The 16,785-nt window shown below is 48.1% G+C and carries 14 protein-coding genes; 8 read left to right on the top strand and 6 right to left on the bottom strand.

Features of this window, described 5'->3' with window-relative positions; all coding sequences use genetic code 11:
* The first annotated feature begins 28 nt into the window (after positions 1-28).
* Both BLT53_RS15150 and BLT53_RS15155 read left to right on the top strand, forming a co-directional pair.
* Positions 29-217 (top strand): hypothetical protein, encoded by a 189-nt coding sequence (locus tag BLT53_RS15150; protein WP_090235977.1) that lies wholly within the window; start codon positions 29-31, stop codon positions 215-217.
* Positions 218-280: 63 nt separating this feature from the next.
* Positions 281-1,009: a Bax inhibitor-1/YccA family protein gene (locus tag BLT53_RS15155; RefSeq protein WP_090235978.1), complete on the top strand. Its 729-nt coding sequence runs from the start codon at positions 281-283 to the stop codon at positions 1,007-1,009.
* A gap of 34 nt (positions 1,010-1,043) precedes the next feature.
* Here BLT53_RS15155 and BLT53_RS15160 read toward each other — a convergent pair whose 3' ends face one another.
* Positions 1,044-4,091 (bottom strand): efflux RND transporter permease subunit, encoded by a 3,048-nt coding sequence (locus BLT53_RS15160; protein ID WP_090235980.1) that lies wholly within the window; start codon positions 4,089-4,091, stop codon positions 1,044-1,046.
* A 498-nt stretch (positions 4,092-4,589) separates the two neighbouring features.
* On the bottom strand, positions 4,590-5,291 hold the full coding sequence (locus BLT53_RS15165) for a Cof-type HAD-IIB family hydrolase (protein WP_425284706.1): 702 nt from the start codon (positions 5,289-5,291) through the stop codon (positions 4,590-4,592).
* Positions 5,292-5,593: 302 nt separating this feature from the next.
* On the opposite strand from BLT53_RS15165, the gene BLT53_RS15170 reads away from it, so the two are divergent.
* From BLT53_RS15170 to BLT53_RS15195, 6 genes are all read left to right on the top strand, one after another.
* Positions 5,594-6,991, top strand: coding sequence for a sigma-54 interaction domain-containing protein (locus BLT53_RS15170; protein ID WP_090235983.1), 1,398 nt, complete (start codon positions 5,594-5,596; stop codon positions 6,989-6,991).
* 152 nt (positions 6,992-7,143) lie between these two features.
* Positions 7,144-8,484, top strand: coding sequence for an aminotransferase family protein (locus BLT53_RS15175; RefSeq protein WP_170834366.1), 1,341 nt, complete (start codon positions 7,144-7,146; stop codon positions 8,482-8,484).
* Between the two features lie 21 nt (positions 8,485-8,505).
* Positions 8,506-9,882: an NAD-dependent succinate-semialdehyde dehydrogenase gene (locus BLT53_RS15180; RefSeq protein ID WP_090235986.1), complete on the top strand. Its 1,377-nt coding sequence runs from the start codon at positions 8,506-8,508 to the stop codon at positions 9,880-9,882.
* Positions 9,883-9,930: 48 nt separating this feature from the next.
* Positions 9,931-11,325: an amino acid permease gene (locus BLT53_RS15185; RefSeq protein ID WP_090235987.1), complete on the top strand. Its 1,395-nt coding sequence runs from the start codon at positions 9,931-9,933 to the stop codon at positions 11,323-11,325.
* Between the two features lie 177 nt (positions 11,326-11,502).
* Positions 11,503-12,726 carry a Bcr/CflA family multidrug efflux MFS transporter gene (locus BLT53_RS15190; protein WP_090235989.1) on the top strand — a complete coding sequence of 408 codons (1,224 nt, stop codon included), beginning with the start codon at positions 11,503-11,505 and terminating at the stop codon, positions 12,724-12,726.
* Positions 12,727-12,770: 44 nt separating this feature from the next.
* Positions 12,771-13,292, top strand: a complete 522-nt coding sequence (locus BLT53_RS15195; protein ID WP_090235991.1) for a DinB family protein — start codon at positions 12,771-12,773, stop codon at positions 13,290-13,292.
* Positions 13,293-13,443: 151 nt separating this feature from the next.
* Here BLT53_RS15195 and BLT53_RS15200 read toward each other — a convergent pair whose 3' ends face one another.
* From BLT53_RS15200 to BLT53_RS15215, 4 genes are read right to left on the bottom strand one after another with little or no spacing between them, the layout of a single operon-like run.
* The gene (locus BLT53_RS15200) at positions 13,444-13,977 is read right to left on the bottom strand and encodes a helix-turn-helix domain-containing protein (protein ID WP_090235992.1); all 534 of its coding nucleotides are present in this window, start codon (positions 13,975-13,977) and stop codon (positions 13,444-13,446) included.
* 15 nt (positions 13,978-13,992) lie between these two features.
* The gene (locus BLT53_RS15205) at positions 13,993-14,931 is read right to left on the bottom strand and encodes an oligopeptide/dipeptide ABC transporter ATP-binding protein (RefSeq protein WP_244520424.1); all 939 of its coding nucleotides are present in this window, start codon (positions 14,929-14,931) and stop codon (positions 13,993-13,995) included.
* Positions 14,928-15,893, bottom strand: a complete 966-nt coding sequence (locus BLT53_RS15210; protein WP_090235994.1) for an ABC transporter ATP-binding protein — start codon at positions 15,891-15,893, stop codon at positions 14,928-14,930. The genes BLT53_RS15205 and BLT53_RS15210 overlap by 4 nt, the downstream gene beginning before the upstream one ends.
* A gap of 10 nt (positions 15,894-15,903) precedes the next feature.
* On the bottom strand, positions 15,904-16,785 hold the full coding sequence (locus tag BLT53_RS15215; protein WP_090235996.1) for an ABC transporter permease: 882 nt from the start codon (positions 16,783-16,785) through the stop codon (positions 15,904-15,906).

Below are 16,785 nucleotides of genomic sequence, written 5' to 3' on the forward strand. Positions count from 1 at the left end.
CAATTACTTTAGAAAAGAGGCGGTTTTTATGAGTTTAGCAGGTTACAACTCCTTTGACCGGTATGTCCTCCCTCATCTTCCCCTGTTCGCCATCTGTGCTGCGGCTGTATTGATATATGCCGGCATTCTTTATTACCGGGCGAAAGCGACCGGTATGGGTTTTGGTTTTATTATTGTTGCTGTGATTCTTGTAATCGTGGCCAATCTTTACCGGTAGTTCTAACATGAAGTTAGAACCTCCGAATACGTTTTAGTATGATGGACAAAAAGGAGGGTATCCGTGAGAAGCGCCAATCCTAGTTTAAAAGATTCAACATTTGCGAATCTGAAAAATCAGGGACTTAACCGCCCGATGACCCTGCAGGGAACGGTGAACAAAACGTTCATCCTCCTTGTACTCATTTGTGCTACAGCCTTTTATACCTGGAATCTGTATTATGACGGAAAGGAGATTCACGGGTTGCTTCTTGTTGGCGTGATTGGTTCTCTGATCGTATCCCTTTTTACGATATTCGTTCCCAGGGCGGCTCCCTTTTCAGCCCCGCTTTATGCTTTATTGGAAGGACTGGCCCTCGGCGGCATCAGTGCTATGTATGAAGACAAGTATTCAGGGATTGCCACGCAGGCGGTAGTGCTCACGTTCAGTGTGCTTTTTGCCCTGCTGATCGTATACAAGCTGGGGTGGATCAAGGTCAACAGCAATTTCAGGACAGGTGTCCTTTCCGCCACACTCGGTGTCTTCATTGTCTATCTGGTGGATCTGATGCTCCGCTTCTTTGGTCTTCAGGTTCCCTATCTTCATGAAACCGGCTGGCTGGGTATTCTGATCAGCCTCGTGATTGTGGGTGTAGCAGCTCTTAATCTTGTCCTGGATTTTGATTTTATCGAACGCGGAGTGAACCGGAGAGCCCCCAACTATATGGAGTGGTATGCAGGCTTTGGTTTAATGATTACGCTCGTCTGGCTCTACGTTGAAATTCTCCGTCTTCTGTCAAAATTACGAAGATAAAAGCCAGTACCCCAAAGGGTACTGGCTTTATTTGTTATGCATTTTTGGTTAGTGGAACGGTATCCTGTGCGGCTTCCACACGCTGGCGCTTAGATTTCCGGAAGTGAAGCAGTTCATAGAAAACCGGAACGATAACAAGCGTCAGGGCAGTCGCACCCGTCAGTCCGCCAATCACGACCACAGCGAGTGATTTGGATACGAGACTGCCGTCTTCCGTGTGGGAGAAGAGGAGCGGAAGCATCGCAAAAATCGTGGCAACAGCGGTCATAACAACCGGGCGGAGACGCGTTCCGCACGCTTCAATGATGGCGTCGCGAATGATCATCTTTTCCTCATTCTGCTTCACGCGGTCGATCAGCACGATCGCATTCGTGATAACGATTCCGATCAGCATGAGTCCGCCAATCAGTGCGGTCGGATCTGCCGGTACACCTGAGATTAAGAGACCAAGAACCGCACCAATGGAGGCAAGCGGAAGGGTCATCAGGATCGCAAGCGGTGCCCGGAACGTTTTAAACGTGATAACCATGATCAGATAAACGATCAGGATGGAAGCAAGCATCGTCATTCCAAGATCCGCAAAATCACTGGATTGCTGTTCTGCCGCACCGCCCTTTTCAAGATTTATGCCTTTTGGAAGATCTAGCTTTTTTACTTTCTTGTCGATGGCTGCAGCTACCGCCGAAAGGTTATCAGGCTTTACTTCCGCGGAAATACGGATGTACGGCTTTCCATCCTTATGAAGCTCTGTGCTTGGTCTGTTTTCCATCGTGATGTCCGCCACTTTGGACAACGGCTGAATGCCTTGTGCCGTCTGAACAGAAAGATCTTCAAGATCCGAAGCCTTCGACGGGTTGATCCCAGCATCCAGCAAAACCGGTGTGGTTTTATCGTCAAGGGTGATGGTTCCAATCGGCATCGGCTGAATCAGGGAAGCAACCTGATGTGCGGCCTGCTCGGTATTCATTTTTTCCGTATCAACTTTGACCGTATAAACAGGGGCGGTTTTATCCTGGTTGCTAGAAACCTTCCTGACCCCCTTCACATCCTTGATTTCATTCATCAGCTCTTTGGATGTGCTTGCCAGTTCATTTTTGTCATTGCCCTGGATGTCATACGTTATTTCAGAAACTCCCGAGCCGGAACCAAACATCGTTCCAGGTGAGGCGGTAATCCTTACTCCGCTTTCCTCTTTTTTCGCTTTGTTCACTTCTTTGATGAAATCGTCCGCACTCGCGTCTTCCTTCATGATGGCAGTATATTTCACCACATCAGATGAACTCACGCTGCCATATTTCGCTTCGTCTTCACTGACTCCGTATTGTGTCAGCAAATATTTGTAGCCTTTCATGTCAGCAAGCTTGCTTTCAAAGGCTTTCATTCGATCCTTGATTTCATCTGTAGGGGCATTGGATGGAAACTCCATATTCACAGCTATCATACTGGCATCCTTGGCATTTACCTCACCCTTTGGCAGGGAGACATACATGCCAACCGAGCCGACCAGCACACCAACAGCTACAATAATCGGTACATACTTGTGATTCAACGACCATTTTAACACGTTCAAATATCGCTTCGGCTCTCCGTGTGCCGGAAGCTTCATATTTTTCAGCATCCCCTGGCTCATCAGCGGAACAACCGTTAACGCTACTAAAAGGGAAGCCAGCAAGGAATAGGTAACGGTCAATCCGAACGGCAATAAAAACGCCCTCAGTGAACCGCTGACCAGACCCATCGGCAGGAACACAGCAACGGTGATCAACGTGGAAGATGTGATCGCACGCGTAACTTCTCTTGTCGCCGCAAGCACATTTTCTTTCGTAAAGGCGTTGCCCTGGCTTCGTCTGAAAATGTTTTCTACCACAACGATACTGTCATCCACCAGGCGGCCAACGGCAACCGCTACCCCGCCAAGCGTTAAGATGTTTAATGTAACGCCGGACAGCCAGAGAAGAAGCAGTGTAATTGCAAGCGAAAGTGGAATGGATACAATCGTTACCAAAGTAGGCTTTATTCGTCTCAGAAATACAAGAATTACGATTGTGGCAAACAATGCGCCAAGCAGCACTTCCTTCATCATGCTGTTTACTGAGTTTTCCACCATTTCTCCTGTTGTAAATATGGTTTTTGCTTTTACGCCAGGGTATTCCTTATTGATTTTGCTGACCGTATCATTGACATCTTTGCCCGCTGTTACGGCACTCGCGCTATTTTCCTTAAATACCGTGATGGCCAGACTTTCTTTTCCGTTAATGCGTAGTACGGTATCTTCCATTTTACTTTGCTTAACGGTTGCTACATCCTTCAATCTGGCCGGCTGTGCCTTCGGATCGGCAACCTGAACCGGTATAATCAATTTTTCCAACGCACCGACAGAAGTCAGGTTATCCGTCACATTAATCGTGCTTTTTTTGCCGTCAATGGTGGCACCGCCTGCCGTTACAGAGGCATTCTGTCCTTGCAGGACGCTCATTACACTATTGACCGGAATGCTTTTTTCTTTCAGCTTCTTTGTGTCCAGCTGAACTTCCACACGGGAAGCATTTTCACCAAAAATACTGGCCTGTGAAATACTTTTCTTGCTGTCAAATAACGGAAGCAGTTGTTTTTTTGCTTTTTCCATATTCTCTTTGTTCAGACCATCGGCAAATGTAAAGGAAACCTGCCCTACAGGAATCATGGACGTATTCAGCTGTGACACCTGCAGTTTTCCGATGGTTTCAGGGAATCTCAGCGAGCTTACCGCATCCTGCACTTCTCGCTTTGCTTCTTTCATATCGGTTTTCGAATCAAAATTAATCGTAATTTGTGAATAGCCATCACCCGTTGTCGACAGAACGGATGACTTTCCTTTTACACCGGATACTGCTTGCTCTACTGGCTCGGTCACTTTTTCTGTCATTGATCCTGCATCATATCCCTGGCCGATCGTAACCACGCTCACCTGCGGATTATCTGCTTCAGGAAGAAATTCCATCGGCAAACGAAAATAGCTTACCGCTCCAATGATAAGCGCTATGATCACAAACAACGTGACCGGGGCTTTATTACGAAAAGCCCAATTGGTAATAGTCTGCATACATTTCCCACTCCCCATTCTTCATTTCACCGTGTGTATCGTCTTGTTGAAAAGCAACTTCTTATTTTTCAAGTCCCCCTCCTATGTATGTGAGGCAAAGGCCAGCTCATGTATAGTTCTTTATACCTAGCACCCTAAGCCCCACAACCCAGTATACTTACAATTTTGGAAATTATAAACCATAAATTGTAAATCTTTATTAAAATTTTCCTATTCCCATCATAAGGTCCGGTAAATTCTCCAGAAATGTACTGCGGCTGTATTTCAGCTACGCCTTAAGGCTTATTTTTGGTGTGAGCTGTTTGATTGAGGAGTTTGCGGGCAGGTCTTTGGAGAATTTTGCGGGCAAATTAACGGGGTTTTCGGGCACGTTTCAGCATTTCCCGGGCAACTTTTCAAGATTTCCAGACAGGTTTGTCGAAACGCTCACCCTTTCCTCTCCGTTTAAAAGCACAAAAAAACCATCCGGATTGACTCGGATGGTCTTTTCTTCCTGTCTTATAACGCCCATTTTCTGATGGCTTGCGCCACGCCGTCTTCCACGTTGGTTCCTGTGATCCAGTCGGCTGCTTCTTTAACCGTATCTTGCGCATTGCCCATGGCTACGCCAATTCCCGCCTCTGTGATCATGAGGATATCGTTCAAGCTGTCACCCATCGCCATCACATTATCCATCGTGATACCGAGTTCCTTACAAACACGGTTGAGCGCTTTTGCCTTTGTAACGCCGACCGCGTTGATCTCGATGTTGGTCAGGCTGGAGTTGCTGATCTCTAACTCCTTATTCATGGCCAGCTCCTCCAGCACAAGTTTGCGGACTTCATCATCTGCAATATTAAAACCAAATTTCAGCCATTCCATCTCAGCCGCATTTTCCGGAAAGTTCTCGCGCCAAACCTTATCTGTGGAAACGGCCCAAAACTTGGCCGAATGCTTCTTCGTCATCTCGATCAGTTTTGCAATTTCATCGTTATGAAGTGAATTCCGCTCAACCAGGTTTCCCTCTCCATCATAGATTTCACTGCCGTTTACCGTTATCAGGTATGATTTTAGCTCAAGTGATTTCGCGTAATCCCGGCATGTAAGAAGTGATCGGCCCGTACTGAGCACTACATGCACACCTTTTTCCTGTGCCTCCCTGATCGCCAGCCGATTTTTTGGTGAAATTTCCAGTTCATCATTCAATAACGTTCCATCCATATCCAGGGCAATCAGCTTAATCTCTTTTTGTTCCAGTTCCACTCCCACTCATAACATCCCTTTCTTCAATTTACTCTACCATCAGATTAGCATAGTTTGTCCTCTTTTTCTTTTACTAGACGCTTTATACTCTATGATAAGTTCCTGAAAAAAATGATTTTCAGAAGGATGTCTCTGCATGTGACGCTTTCTGAGCTTGTAAAGTAAAGAAAGCCCCTGTCCTTCCACTCCCTTTCACTGGAAGCTATGTTATCCTAATTAATAATCAGAATAATGTTTCTATAAATCAGGGAGTTGTAGCCATGGATGAACAACTAAGACTGTTGGAGATGGAAATCGAGGGAATCATCAATGAATCCAGCGAAAATATCATTGTAACGAACTCTGAAGGGATCATTTTAAGGGCGGTTAAAAACAGCAAAGAGATGTACGGGATTACTTCCGAAGAGCTCGTTGGCGCATCCGTTAAAGAGCTCGAGCAGAAGAAGATTTTTAGTCCTTCGGTTACGCTCAGTGTACTTCAGCAGAAAACACCGATCACGTTTATGCAAAAAACGGGGGCTGGAAAAGTCATCATGACACGCGGAATTCCCCTCTTTAATGAAGATAACGACATTATCCGCGTCATCAGCTTTTCGCATGATATGACAGAAATGGAAGAGCTGAAGGAACAATATGAACAGCTGCAGCAGAAAATGATGCGGTACGAATCAGAAATCGAGCAGCTTCGTGTCCGGGGATCGGTACCTGCGGATGTGATCATCAACAGCCGTCCGATGCAGACGGTTTGGGAGCTCGTCAACAAGGTGGCGCAAAGTGATGCAACGGTGGTGCTGCAGGGTGAGTCGGGGGTTGGAAAAACGGTGTTTGCCAAAGCGCTTCACAGCGGAAGTGACCGCCGGGAAAAACCGATGATCGAAGTGAACTGTGGAGCCATTCCGCAAAACCTTTTTGAATCGGAAATGTTTGGCTACGAGCCGGGTGCTTTTACCGGTGCCAGTGCGAAAGGGAAAGTGGGATTAATTGAACTTGCGGATCAGGGGACGCTTTTTTTGGATGAAGTCGGTGAACTTCCCCTTTCCATCCAAGTGAAGCTTCTAAAAGTACTTCAGGAAAAGAAAATCACACGAATGGGCAGCACAAAAACCCGTACCGTCAATTTCCGGCTCGTGGCCGCGACCAACCGAAACCTTGAGGAAATGGTAAAATCCGGCACCTTTCGTGATGATCTCTACTATCGGCTGAATGTCGTCCCAATCAGCATTCCCCCTCTCCGGGAAAGAAAAGAAGACATTCATCAGCTGACTGAAACCTTTTTAAGGTCGTTTAACGAAAAGTATGTCAGCGAAAAGACCATCCATCCTTCAACACTGGAGGCGTTTTGGCAGCATGACTGGCCTGGTAATGTGCGGGAGCTTGAGAACCTGATGGAACGTCTTGTCGTTACCCTTGAACATAAAATGATCCTGCCGGAACATCTTCCTTTTTCACCAAAAAGGGAATTGGATCAGGTTCCGGAAGTAGATATTTCAGCTTCCTCCCTTCAGGAAGCGTTGGAAGCTGTGGAAAAAAGCTGGCTCCTTCGGGCATGCCGGAACTGCAAATCCACGTATGAAATGGCCGAATATTTGGGTTTAAGCCAGCCGACTGTGTTCAGGCGGCTAAAAAAGTACGGCATTAATTCAATATTGAATCGATAATTCATAAATGAATCATTTTTCCTCTCTTTTAATTCACTTATGAATTAAAAGAGAGGAAAATTCCCGTCAAACCGCTTGGCACAGAACTTGCATATGTAGTTATGAAAGCGTTATTAAGTCAGAAAACTATAATTATTCAACAAAGGGTGGTTATGATGGAAAATCAAAAATCCTATGAACAATTGGCAGATCTTGATAAAAGGCATTTCTTGCATCCAACAACCGCAATCAAACAGCAGCAGGCGAACGGCCCGGAATTCATTTTAACCAAGGGAGAAGGAATCCGCCTTTATGATCTGAAAGGCAGAAGCGCGATTGACGGCTTATCCTCTCTCTGGAATGTGAATATCGGCCATGGGCGGGAAGAGATTGCTGATATTGCGTACGAACAGATGAAAACACTGGGCTACAGCTCCTGTTTCGCCACTTTCTCAAACGAACCGGCGATCAAGCTCGCAGCCAAGCTTGCAGAAATTGCACCAGGTAACCTCACCGCCACGTTCTTCACCTCCGGCGGCTCAGAGTCCAATGATACGGCCTATAAGCTTGCCCGCCATTACTGGATTTTAAAAGGGCAGCCGAAGCGCAAAAAAATCATTTCCCGTTCACAGTCCTACCATGGGGTGGCGATGGGAGCCACAAGTGCTACCGGCCTGAAGCCGTTCCGTGATTTCACCAACTCACTGGCACCGGACTTTTGTTATGTGGACCATTTCTCACCGCAGGCACTGCGAGACAAGATTAAGGAGGAAGGCCCTGAAACCATCGCTGCTTATATTGCGGAACCCGTTCAGGGAGCAGGCGGCGTGCACATTGCACCCGAAGGCTACTTTAAAGAAATCCGAAGCATTTGCGACGAATTTGGCATTCTTTTTATTACGGATGAAGTCATCACAGCGTTTGGCCGTACCGGCAAATATTTCGGAATCGACCATTATGATGTCGCCCCTGACATGATGTGCTTTGCCAAAGGAATCACAAGCGGCTATGCCCAGCTTGGCGGTGTCATGATTTCGGAAACGATGCACAATGACTTCATCGAGCTGTCTGAAGGAACGCTTCTTCACGGCTACACGTACAGCGGACATCCAATGGCTTGTGCGGTTGCGCTTAAAAACCTTGAAATCCTTGAGCGCGAAAACCTGATCGATAATGCCCGTGTGATGGGTGATGAGTTGCTGGAAGGCTTTAAGAAAATTCAATCCGAGCGTTCCATTGTCGGAGATGTAAGGACTCTCGGCCTGATTGGTGCGGTTGAGATCGTAAAAAATAAAGAAACGAACGAACGCTTCCCTGAGCCATTAGCGCCTAAGGTGCTGGCAGAAGCCGCAAAACGAGGACTGATCGTGCGTTCCGTCGTGTTCGACAATCAGGATACCCTTGTCTTCGCACCACCATTGATCATTAATCAGCAGGAAATCCACGAACTGATCCAAATTTTAAGTAAGTCCATTGAGGCAGTAGAGCGTACAGCCGTTTCCGCATCCAACTAACAGCACCGAGGAGTGATACACATGCAATCTGTCATTGAAGTAACGAATCCCGCAAACAACACGGTCGTCGCTACCGTACCAAACGGAGGATTTGAAGAGGCGCGAGCGGCGGCAGATGCTGCTCACCATGCCTTCAAAAGCTGGTCGAGGCGTACAGCTGAAGACCGCGGCGCCCTGCTCATGAAGTGGCACCAGCTGATCGAAGAAAACAAACAAGAACTCGGGGAATTGATGACCCGGGAACAAGGAAAACCATTGAAGGAAGCGATTGGTGAGGTAACTTACGCCAACAGTTTCATCTCGTGGTACGCAGAAGAAGGCAAGCGGATTTATGGTCAAACCATTCCCGCTTCCCATACCAACAAACGGCTGCTTGTCCAAAAGCAGCCGGTCGGTGTGATTGCAGCCATCACGCCGTGGAATTTCCCGGCCGCGATGATCACAAGAAAAGTGGCGCCTGCGCTTGCAGCTGGCTGCACGGCCGTCGTCAAGCCGGCTGAACAAACGCCGCTCACCGCCATCCGGCTGGCAGAGCTGGCTGTTGAAGCAGGCATTCCAAAAGACGTGCTGCAGGTGGTTACCGGTGACGCAGCCGCCATTTCCGATGCGTGGATGGAAGACACCCGCGTCCGGAAACTATCGTTTACCGGCTCTACTGAAGTCGGCAAGCTGCTCATGCGAAAAGCGGCAGACACCGTAAAAAAGATTTCTCTTGAGCTCGGCGGCCATGCTCCTTTTATTGTATTGGAGGATGCCAATATTGAAAAAGCTGTGCAGGGGCTGCTTGCTTCGAAGTATCGCAATGCCGGCCAGACGTGTGTCTGCACCAACCGTGCTTATGTACATGAATCCATCGCCGAGGAGTTTACCGAAGCGTTTATCCGAGCTGTTTCGGCCTTAAAAGTGGGAGACGGACTGGAAGAAGGAACCGACATCGGGCCACTGATCGACGACAGCGCAGTCAAAAAAGTCCAAAACCATATTCAGGATGCCCTTGAAAAGGGAGGAAGCCTGGCATGCGGAGGATCTGCCAAAAGTGATTCTCTGTTCATGGAGCCTACGGTTATTGCTAATGCAACGGATGACATGCGTTGCATGAACGAGGAAACCTTCGGACCTCTTGCGCCGATCACCACGTTTAAAACGGCAGTAGAAGCGATTGAACGGGCAAACAATACGCCATATGGTCTGGCAGCATATCTTTACACGGAAAATTTGACACAGGCGCTTACCCTATCCGAAGAACTGGATTACGGCATTGTCGGTCTCAACGATGCGTTGCCGTCCGTTGCCCAGGCACCATTTGGCGGAACAAAACAGAGCGGATTGGGACGTGAAGGCGGCCACTTTGGGATTGAAGAGTATTTGGAAGTGAAGTATGTTTCCATTGGCTTGTAATCGCTGATATTCTATTCCGCACAAAAAAGTCAAGGAGGCGAAATATCAATGAAAAATAGAGAAGGACTTCAGAAACAACTGAAAACAAGGCACATTACGATGATTTCCTTAGGTGGCATTATCGGTGCAGGACTGTTCGTTGGAGCCGGATCTGTAATCAATACAACCGGACCGAGCGCCGTTCTCTCCTATGCCTTTGCCGGCCTGCTCGTTGTATTTTTGATGAGAATGCTTGGTGAAATGGCGGCACGAAATCCTGACAGCGGTTCGTTTGCCACGTATGCCCGTGAAGCCATCGGGCCGTGGGCAGGATATACCATCGGATGGCTCTACTGGTTCTTCTGGGTCATTGTTATCGCCATCGAGGCTGTTGCCGGTGGAGCGATTGTCCACGGTTGGATTCCTTCCATTCCCATCTGGACGTGGAGCCTGGTTCTAACCGTTTTGTTGACCTTAACAAACATCTTCTCAGTAAAATCATTTGGAGAATTTGAATATTGGTTTGCATTGATTAAAATTGTGGCCATCACACTCTTTATGGGACTTGGGCTCGCTATTATTTTCCACCTCTTTCCTGGTGTCAAATCGCCTGGCACGGAGAATCTGATCGGCCGCGGCGGCTTTTCGCCCAATGGCATGGGTTCCATTTTCCTTGGGGTTGCCACTGTCATTTTTGCCTATTTTGGAGCCGAAATTGCCGCTATAGCGGCAGGTGAATCAGAAAATCCGAAGAAAACGATCCGGGTTGCCATCAAAAGTGTCGTGTGGCGGATTCTCATTTTCTACATTGGTTCCGTTGCCATTCTTGTTACCCTGCTGCCATGGAACTCTACGACAGCACTTGAGAGCCCATATGTCACCATGCTGAAAATGGTGAATATTCCGGGGGCGGGATTGATCATGAACATCGTCGTATTAATATCGGTTCTTTCCTGTTTGAATTCGGCACTTTATACCAATTCACGTATGATCTACTCGCTTTCCCGGCGTGGAGATGCGCCAAAGGCTTTTCTTAAATTAAGCAAACAGGGTGTTCCCGTACGCGCCGTATGGGCAGGAACGGTGGTGGCCTTCATCGCGGCCATCTTTAACTTCGTTTCACCGGACAAGCTGTTTCAGTTTTTAATTAACGCCTCTGGTGCCATTGCGTTAGTCGTGTATCTGGCCATTGCCATTTCGCACATCGTTATCCGGCGCCGAGCGGAGGCGGCAGGTGAAACCCTTGAGCTGAAAATGTGGCTCTTCCCTGCTTTATCGTATTTTGTGATTGCCAGCATTACCGTGATTTTAGGATCGATGGCCTTCATTGAGTCGATGCGTTCGCAGCTTTTCCTCACCTTACTCGTTACGGCTGTGGTGATTGGCTCCTTCTTCCTTTTAAAAAAGAGAAACGCAGCAAGAGCGCCATATGAAAATCAGTCAGCGAATACCCTTGTAGATTAAAAAGAACCCCGCCTGCAAAAAGGGCGGGTTTTTTCTTTTTTTTATAATATTGGAAAAGTCAGTTTATAAAAGTTTAAATCTGGTAATCTATCCTCTATAATTAATAAAAGTCTCCCGCTTGTTCATTATCATAGAACACGGTTTATATAAAACTAATAGAGAAGAAAGGCGATAACATTGACAGAAATAACAAAAAGAAAACGACTGCAGCTTGCACTTCTTTTAGGTTCTCTTGCCCTTTTAGGCCCTTTCACCATTGATACATACCTGCCCTCCTTTCCTACGATTGCAAAGGAATTTGATACGACCGCGTCCTTGGTGCAAATCAGTTTAACTACCTGTTTGCTTGGTCTTGGCGTGGGACAGCTGATCATCGGCCCCATGAGTGATGTTCAGGGCCGGCGCAAACCCTTGCTTATTTTTCTGATTTTATATTTGGTGGCTTCCCTTACCTGCGCCTTTGCCCCGAATATTTATTTCTTTATCGCCAGCCGGTTTATCCAGGGCTTTTCGGCAGCAGGCGGGCTGGTCGTCTCACGGGCTGTCGTTCGTGACCTTTACAGCGGCAGGGAACTCACCAAGTTCTTTGCTTTGTTGATGCTGGTCAATAACCTTGGCCCCATCCTTGCCCCGGTAACTGGCGGCACCATTCTGGCATTTACTGACTGGACCGGTGTGTTTATTGTTTTGGCCTGTATCGGCTTGATCTTGTTTTTGATTGTTTCTGCAAAATTGGAAGAAACGCTGCCGAGTGAAAAGCGCACACCAAGTGATCCGCTTCAGGTTGTCCGCAATTTCGGTTCTTTATTGAAAAACCGTCAGTTTCTTGGCTACGCGTTTACACAAGGCTTTATTATCGCAGGAATCTTCGCCTATGTATCCGGTACACCGTTTGTCTACCAAAATATATATGGCGTATCTCCCCAGGTTTTCAGTATTTTATTTGGGATCAACGGATTTGCCTTAATGCTTGGCAGCCAGTTAGTCGGCCGGTTAACAGATATCATCCCAGAGACGACCTTTTTAAAAATCGGTTTACTCGTTTCCAACCTGGCGGGAGCTGTTCTTCTCATTTCAGTACTGTTAAAAGCACCGTTGGCAGCCGTCGTTATCCCGATTTTCTTTTTTGTCAGTTCACTTGGCATCATTTCCACCACTTCTTTTTCGCTCGCAATGGATGCACAGGGACATATTGCCGGAAGTGCGTCCGCCCTGCTCGGTTTATTGCCGTTTATCCTCGGTTCGCTTGCGGCACCGCTTGTCGGAGTTGCCGGCGAAAATTCAGCGGTCCCGATGGGAATGGTCATCTTTTCCGCAAGCTTTCTTGCCTTCCTCTCCTATTTCGGACTGGTCAGAAAACCTTCACAGCGAATTCAAGTTCCAAAGAGTAGAGGAATTTAACTCATCACCATTGAATTTCTTTTCGAGAAAGGAAAGGTGATGATATGAGTTTTGCATTGAACGAAGTGATCGAAGTGCTGGAGCGCACACCCCGGACATTGCAGCATTTTTTGTCCGGATTATCTCCAGGCTGGCTTCACTGCAATGAAGGAGAAGGAACATGGAATGCGGTTGAAGTCGTCAACCACCTCATTGAAGGAGAAAAAACCAACTGGATTCCCAGGCTGGAATGGATTCTTCAAGAGGGAGAAGAGCGTCCGTTTCCTCCGTTTGACCGGTACGCCCATTTGAGCGTACAAAAGGAAAGCACAATCGAACAAAAGCTGACCGAATTTACCCAGCTTCGTGAAGAAAGTGTTGCGAGACTTAAAGCGATGATGCACGATGAGGTGCTGGAACGGACAGGCACTCATCCGGCTTTTGGTACAGTAAAGGCCAGAGAGTTGATCTCCACATGGGCGGTGCATGATTTAACTCATATTGCCCAAATCGTCCGGATCATGGCGGAACGTTATCGTGCCGATGTTGGCCCGTGGGTTGAATATCTGGGAATATTGAAGAAGTAACCGGATTTGAATGTGGCTTTAGAGTAGGGGATTTACATAATCTGGTTTTGGCGGGTAACTGAGTTTAACGGACCAAAATTATATCCAACAAGCAAAAAAGCCTCTTTTTCGGAGGCTTTTTTCCTTATAATCTATCGTTTTCACCACAAAATCAGGTACTGGTCATCGCCCAAATGGATAATGAGGCATCATTGCCGGGATTCACATACCGATGGGGCGTCGTACTGGAAAAATGAATGCTGTCGCCTTCCTGAAGGTGAATTTTCTGATCCCCGAGGATAACGATCAGCTCTCCCTGAAGTACAATGCCGCACTCCTCACCTGAATGGGCGACCAGTTCAGCTTCCCGCATCTCACCGGCTTGGATTTCCACCATAAGAAAATCAAGTTTTCCGCTGCGATTGGGTGTCAGCTCATGGTACCTCACCTTTTCGTCAGACAGCTGAATCTTTCGGCGCTGATTTTTCCTCACAACCACCCGGTCCTCATCCACTCCTTCAAAAAGGTAGGTTAGAGGAACGTTCAGGCAAGTGCATATTTTCCAAAACGTGCTTACAGTCGGGTCCACCAGTCCCCGCTCGATTTGAGACAGCAGGCTTGAGCTTAAGCCAGTTTGTGCCGCTAATGCCTGAAGTGTAAAATTCCGCTGCTTACGCAGTTCCCGAAGCCGCTCCCCCTGAATCAATGCGATACCTCCTCCCTATCCTTCACCATGGCAGGCTACACCATGCTCCTCGGTGATTGCTTCGAACGCGGGGGCTTTCAGGCACGCTTCCATCCGGAAGGGACATCGGTCAAAAAATCCGCATGCCCCCGCCCCCGATTCCATTTCTGGAGGAGGAGCAAAACTTAACGCCGGCCCCTTCTTTTCAAAAATACTCGGCAGTGAAGATAAGAGAATTTTTGTGTACGGATGGCGCGGAGATTCAAACAGCTCCCGCGCCGGTCCCGATTCCACAATTCGTCCCTTATACATGACTGCGATCACATCACACATGTACCGGATGACCGACATGTTGTGGGAAATGAACAGATATGTTAAATTACGCTCATTTTTCAGTTCCTTCAGCAGGTTGAGCACCTGTGCCTGAACCGAAACATCAAGTGCAGAAGTCGGTTCATCCAGAACAATAAAAGATGGATCGGTAATGAGGGCACGGGCAATGGCAATCCGCTGCCGCTGTCCGCCGCTGAACTCATGGGGATAGCGGTCAAGGTGTTCCGCCTTCAGACCCACCCTCTTCATCAGTGAAGTGAGCCGTTCCCGCCCGCCTTTTTCCTTCCGCTCTCTGCTGTCCAGCGCCAAAAGAGGTTCAAGAATGATTTCTTTGACACGCATCCGCGGGTCAAGGGAAGATTGCGGGTCCTGAAAAACGGTCTGAATATCACCGGGACGGGGACGCATGAATTTCTTCTTTTTCCAAAGCGGTGCGCCTTCATAGTGAATGCTGCCCTCAGACGGCATCTCCAGACCTATCAGCATCTTCCCGAGCGTACTTTTACCTGATCCCGATTCACCGACAAGGCCGACGACACTTCCTTTTTTCACCGTAAGGTTAGCATCGACGACCGCTTTCACCGACTGCTTTCCTTTTTGAAACGATTTATCCACAGAATGAAAATCAATGAGTGTGCTCACCGGATATCCCTCCTTAACCAGCAGGCCGCTGAGCGGTTGTTTGATACAGGCTCCAGGGCCGGAACCGAAATACCGCAAATGTCCATCGCCTTCGGACATCTCGAGGCGAAGGCACAGCCGGCAGGACGGTTTTGCAAATCAGGAACTTCACCCGGAATGGCCTTTAGCGGCTCCCCCGGATCGGCGAGGTCGGGCAGAGCATGAAGCAGTGCCTCCGTATAAGGATGCGAAGGCGCATTCAGCACCTCTTCCGTTTTCCCTTCTTCCACAACTTCTCCGGCGTACATCACCATCACCCGGTCGCACACATTTGATACTACACCCAGATCATGGGTGATCAGCAGCACGGATGTGCCCCGCTTGTGATTCAGCTCTTTGATCAATTGTAAAATTTCTTTTTGGATCGTTACGTCAAGTGCAGTTGTCGGCTCATCGGCGATCAAAAGGTCAGGAGGTGCGGACATCGCGAGGGCGATGACAATTCGCTGCCGCATCCCGCCGCTCAGTTCAAACGGGTACTTTTTAGCAACAAGTTCGGGATCGTGAATATGCACCTCTTTTAACGCTTCAACTGCAAGCTTGTAGGCTTGCCTTTTCGTTACACTCCGGTGGCGTTTGATCACTTCAGCCAGCTGGTTGCCGACCTTCATGGTCGGATGCAGGGCTGTCATTGGCTCCTGAAACACCATGCCGATCTTTTTACCTCGCAGGCTCTGCATTTCTTTTGGGCCGAGCGTTAAAAGATTTTGCCCCAAATAGGAAATTTCACCGGTTGAAATGTTGGCATTCGAGCCAAGCAGACCGAGGATGGATAAAGCGGTGACGGATTTTCCCGATCCCGATTCACCAACAACGCCAAGCACCTCCCCTTTTTCAATCGAAAGGCTGACATTGCGCAGAGCTCTGACTTTTCCTCTCATGCCGGTAAAATCCACGCACAGATCTTTCATTTCCAGTACCATGATGTTCCTCCTAGCGTCCGGTTTTCGGATCCAAAATATCACGGATTCCGTCACCAATTAGATTGAGCGAACCTGCAGACAAGAAAAGGAAAAGGCCCGGAAAGGTTGGGTACCACCAATAGTCAAGCAGGTACTTCCAGCCGATGCTGATCATTGCCCCCCATTCCGGTGTTGGCGGCTGGGCCCCGAGACCAAGGAATCCAAGCGTCGCAATCATGAGAATCGCATCACCGACATCAAGCGTAGCCTGAATAATGACAGGAGAAACCGAGTTAGGCACAATGTGCTTGCCGATTATGCGCCATGGATTGATTCCGAACGACTGTGCAGACTTCACGAACAATTTTTCACGGAGAACAAGAGACTCCCCCCGGGCCAGGCGGACATAGACCGGAATTTTTACAATGGCAATGGCGAGCATGGCGTTTTGCAGGCTCGGCCCTAATGCTGCCGCCAATGCCATGGCCAGAATCAGCGTTGGGAAGGCCATCACCATGTCCATGATCCTCATGATGATCACGTCAATCACACCGCCAAAGTAGCCGGATATCGTTCCAATCAGGATTCCTATTATACTTGCCATGATAATGACCGTAATGCCAACACCGAGAGAAATTCGTGCGCCATATAAAATCCTTGTTAAAATGTCCCGGCCGACTTCATCGGTTCCAAACCAATGATGAAGGGAAGGACCCAGAAATTTTTGCGAAATATCCACCTGTGTGGGGTTATAAGGCGTGAGAATGGGAGCGATCAGCGAGCACAGAACAATCACACCCAAAATCCCCAATCCTATCCAGGTCATCTGATTTTGTTTCAGCTTGTACCAAAACGGCCGGACCGGGGTAATCGGTTTCGGCCGGCTCATTTCCGTTTGCAGTGGGGTTTCCAT

Source organism: Fictibacillus solisalsi (assembly GCF_900103485.1).
Classification (GTDB): Bacteria; Bacillota; Bacilli; order Bacillales; family Fictibacillaceae; genus Fictibacillus_C; species Fictibacillus_C solisalsi.

Excerpts from the sequence above, each read along its gene's own strand:
- BLT53_RS15150 (WP_090235977.1), top strand. The coding sequence starts at position 29 with ATGAGTTTAGCAGGTTACAACTCCTTTGACCGGTATGTCCTCCCTCAT.
- BLT53_RS15160 (WP_090235980.1), bottom strand. The coding sequence starts at position 4,091 with ATGCAGACTATTACCAATTGGGCTTTTCGTAATAAAGCCCCGGTCACG.
- BLT53_RS15165 (WP_425284706.1), bottom strand. The coding sequence starts at position 5,291 with ATGGATGGAACGTTATTGAATGATGAACTGGAAATTTCACCAAAAAAT.
- BLT53_RS15170 (WP_090235983.1), top strand. The coding sequence starts at position 5,594 with ATGGATGAACAACTAAGACTGTTGGAGATGGAAATCGAGGGAATCATC.
- BLT53_RS15175 (WP_170834366.1), top strand. The coding sequence starts at position 7,144 with ATGATGGAAAATCAAAAATCCTATGAACAATTGGCAGATCTTGATAAA.
- BLT53_RS15180 (WP_090235986.1), top strand. The coding sequence starts at position 8,506 with ATGCAATCTGTCATTGAAGTAACGAATCCCGCAAACAACACGGTCGTC.
- BLT53_RS15185 (WP_090235987.1), top strand. The coding sequence starts at position 9,931 with ATGAAAAATAGAGAAGGACTTCAGAAACAACTGAAAACAAGGCACATT.
- BLT53_RS15195 (WP_090235991.1), top strand. The coding sequence starts at position 12,771 with ATGAGTTTTGCATTGAACGAAGTGATCGAAGTGCTGGAGCGCACACCC.
- BLT53_RS15210 (WP_090235994.1), bottom strand. The coding sequence starts at position 15,893 with ATGGTACTGGAAATGAAAGATCTGTGCGTGGATTTTACCGGCATGAGA.
- BLT53_RS15215 (WP_090235996.1), bottom strand. The coding sequence starts at position 16,785 with ATGGAAACCCCACTGCAAACGGAAATGAGCCGGCCGAAACCGATTACC.